Origin of the sequence: Aquimonas sp., assembly GCF_044377145.1 — a bacterium.
GTDB lineage: Bacteria > Pseudomonadota > Gammaproteobacteria > Xanthomonadales > Xanthomonadaceae > Aquimonas.
Map to the genome: position 1 here is coordinate 1 of NZ_JBILJQ010000174.1, position 2,666 is coordinate 2,666.

The following is a 2,666-nucleotide window of genomic DNA, read 5'->3' on the forward strand; positions in this document are numbered from 1 at the left end:
TCACCGACGATTCCAGCTCGGCACAGCTCACGCGTCGCAGTGCGATCGGTACAGTCCGCGCCCACTCGATCACAGGCTCCTTTCGCTTGGTGGCCGTGGCCCTGCCGCGAGCAGTTCGCTCCTGCGCCATTTGCAGGGCCGCGGCGAACTCCGCGCTCTGTTCCGCTTCAAGTACGCGGTCCATTGACCAACGGGCTGCCGCCGCGGTGGTGCCGGAGGGTCGGCGGATGCTCGCATGTTCTGGATCCCCGAGAAACGTGCGGATCATGGAGGGCGTCCAGCCGCGGTCGCGCAGCTCGGAGCGGTAGACGGTGCCATCGGCGCGCAGGGTAGGGGCAAAGCGGTTGTGCATTGGTTACTCCGTGCTGAAGTGCGGGCCCCTTCGACCGAACCCTGATTGAGTCTCCGCCTCGCGGCCGGGCGCCCACTCATGCAGGTCGATCTCACTGATCGGCCTTGCACGCGTGTCGACGATGACGATGCGATCGGCATGGGCCCATACCTTGCGAAACCGGCCGTCGAAAAGCTGTTGATCTCCATGCGGACAGAGCACGTCCTCGATCCCCTTGAGGATATTGGTGCCGTCCGGCTTCACCTGGTGCGGGGTGAGATCGCGCCGGCGACGCTCAGCGTTTGACCAGCTCGCTGGCATGGCGAAGTAGGCGATCACGAGATAGGACTCGGGCAGCACGGCGCCGAGCAGTCGTAGGTGGTCGGCGTACGCTCGATAGCGCAGCACGGCGGGCCTTTTCCGGTAGCGGTCAGAGCTGACCATGGTCGGCTTGCCCTGGGCGCGAATCGTGAGCACCTGCACCTCGGGCGCCGCGGTGCATTCCGCAGGTGTCGAATGCATACTGGGCTGCGGCTCCGCGCGCTGAGTCGGAGGTGTCCGAACGCTGCTCGCAGGCCGGCGTGAAGTCGCAGCGGGCGGAGGTGCCACGACCACGTCCCTCTCTGAGAGCAGCTTGGTCCAAGCGGCCCGCGAGCTCATGCAGAGGCCCCGGCCAGCCGGTGCACGATCAGGCTGCCAGCCCGACCCGGAATAAGCGACCCGCTGCACACTATGCCCGGGGCTTGAAGATCAGCCACCACGTGCTCGACGTCGGCGCGGGGTTTGCGTAGCGCGCCTGCCGGCTCATCGATGATCGTGGGCTTCTTCTCACGTCCATCCAGTACGCGAACACCACGCACACCTCGGAAGCGGAGCTGGTCACGGGCGCGCAGCCGCGCCAGGATGCCGTCGAGCGCAGGGCTTGCGCCTGTGTCGAGTTGATCAGACATACAGCGCTGCCGTGGCCTCCTCCATGTCGGTGCGGATCTGGTCCTCGGAGAGCGCATGCACGCTTCCAAATCGAGCGTGCGCCTCGGCAAGGCCGGCAAGCGTCCGCAGAACCGCGGCTTCGGTGAAGGCCTCGTTGCCGAGCAAGAGGCGAATCAGGATGGCCAGCTGGGTCGGGTCCAGATCCCACGCGAGGTAGTGAATCCACGCGTTCCATTCGCGAGCGAGAGAACGGAACCAGCTGACGGCCTCCGGGATCTGATAGAGCTCGCGGGGATCGTGGTCGTAGCCGTGGACGAACAGGACGAGTCGTCGCCGGTAGTGCTGAACCTTGTCGACCTCGTCGGTCAGTGCGATCAGCGAAGAAAGTGCCTTCGAGATCTGGCCTGACTCGATCTCGGCGCGTGTCACCAGCAAGGCCAGCAAATCTGCGCCGGTTGTCGCTGGAAACTCGCTGTGATCAACCACACGCACGTCGGGGGTGGGCATTGGAGAACTCCAGAGGGTGACTCGGAGAAGTTAGCCGCGTCGCCATCGCCGTCAATTTGCGACGGGACGGACAGCCTAGTTTCATGAATCAGCCTGGTGTTGTATCCGGCTTCAGGTGCATGAGTTGCTCGACCGATTGATATCGAATTGTTACTTCGGATTCCTTGGGGTCGACGCCAATCCCTCTACCACTCCCCTCCGGCAGGCCTGCACGCGCGTATCAACCGGCCCCGCGCTGTTCCCGCGGAGGCACCAGGCGGGGGCACCAACTCCGCTAGCGCGCTTGGGAATCGATCATCCCGTGGGGTGAGGGCAACTTCCCGAAATCTCTCGGATTCCGACGGTTCTCCGGAAGCAGGTGCGTTTCTGCGACCGTATCTTGGAAATCCCACGATCTCCGAGCTCGTCCCGATGTCCAATGCCGTGCACTACGGAACGCCCAAGCAGGCCAAGTACCTGGCCCAGCTCTGCCGCAGGGCAGGGCACGCCTCCATTGAAGCGGGTCTGATCGCGCTCGGGCGCGCGGCAGCGGTAGAGGCCGGACTCGATGTGACCGAGGCCAGCAGCATGATCGGTGCGCTCGAAGAGGCACTGAAGCCGGCCCTCGCACCGCCAGCCGGGCTTGCTGACGCCTGTCAGTACCTGCAGTCGCTTGCCGAGTCGAAGACTGCGCTGGCTCACGAGCTGCCAGATGAAGTGCGCTGGGTGATCGAGCGCCTTCGCAGCGGCGTTAGCCGACGCCCGCACAACGTCAACCGCGGCAAGCCCATCGCCATGGAAGCGCTGGTCCAGCACTTCGGCGGCTGGGAGGGCGTCGCCTCGACCTTCGGGGTCACGGTGAGCACGGCAAAGGCTTGGGGCGCCCACCTGCCGCACGCTCGTTCGTTCGAAGCGCAGG

The 2,666-nt window shown here is 65.1% G+C and carries 5 protein-coding genes; 1 reads left to right on the forward strand and 4 read right to left on the reverse strand.

What is annotated here, in order from left to right; genetic code table 11:
* From ACIQ7H_RS22275 to ACIQ7H_RS22290, 4 genes are all read right to left on the reverse strand, one after another.
* Positions 1 to 352: hypothetical protein (locus tag ACIQ7H_RS22275; protein ID WP_395795703.1), on the reverse strand; the 352-nt coding region annotated here is incomplete at its 3' end.
* Between the two features lie 3 nt (positions 353 to 355).
* Complete coding sequence (locus ACIQ7H_RS22280; RefSeq protein ID WP_395795705.1) at positions 356 to 814, reverse strand: RusA family crossover junction endodeoxyribonuclease; 459 nt, start codon at positions 812 to 814, stop codon at positions 356 to 358.
* A gap of 173 nt (positions 815 to 987) precedes the next feature.
* The gene (locus tag ACIQ7H_RS22285; RefSeq protein WP_395795707.1) at positions 988 to 1,281 is read right to left on the reverse strand and encodes a hypothetical protein; all 294 of its coding nucleotides are present in this window, start codon (positions 1,279 to 1,281) and stop codon (positions 988 to 990) included.
* On the reverse strand, positions 1,274 to 1,768 hold the full coding sequence (locus ACIQ7H_RS22290) for a hypothetical protein (protein ID WP_395795709.1): 495 nt from the start codon (positions 1,766 to 1,768) through the stop codon (positions 1,274 to 1,276). Before ACIQ7H_RS22290 ends, ACIQ7H_RS22285 begins: the two co-directional genes overlap by 8 nt.
* 411 nt (positions 1,769 to 2,179) lie before the next feature.
* Here ACIQ7H_RS22290 and ACIQ7H_RS22295 point away from each other — a divergent pair.
* Positions 2,180 to 2,666, forward strand: a 487-nt coding sequence (locus ACIQ7H_RS22295; RefSeq protein WP_395795711.1) for a hypothetical protein, incomplete at its 3' end; no start/stop codon positions are given.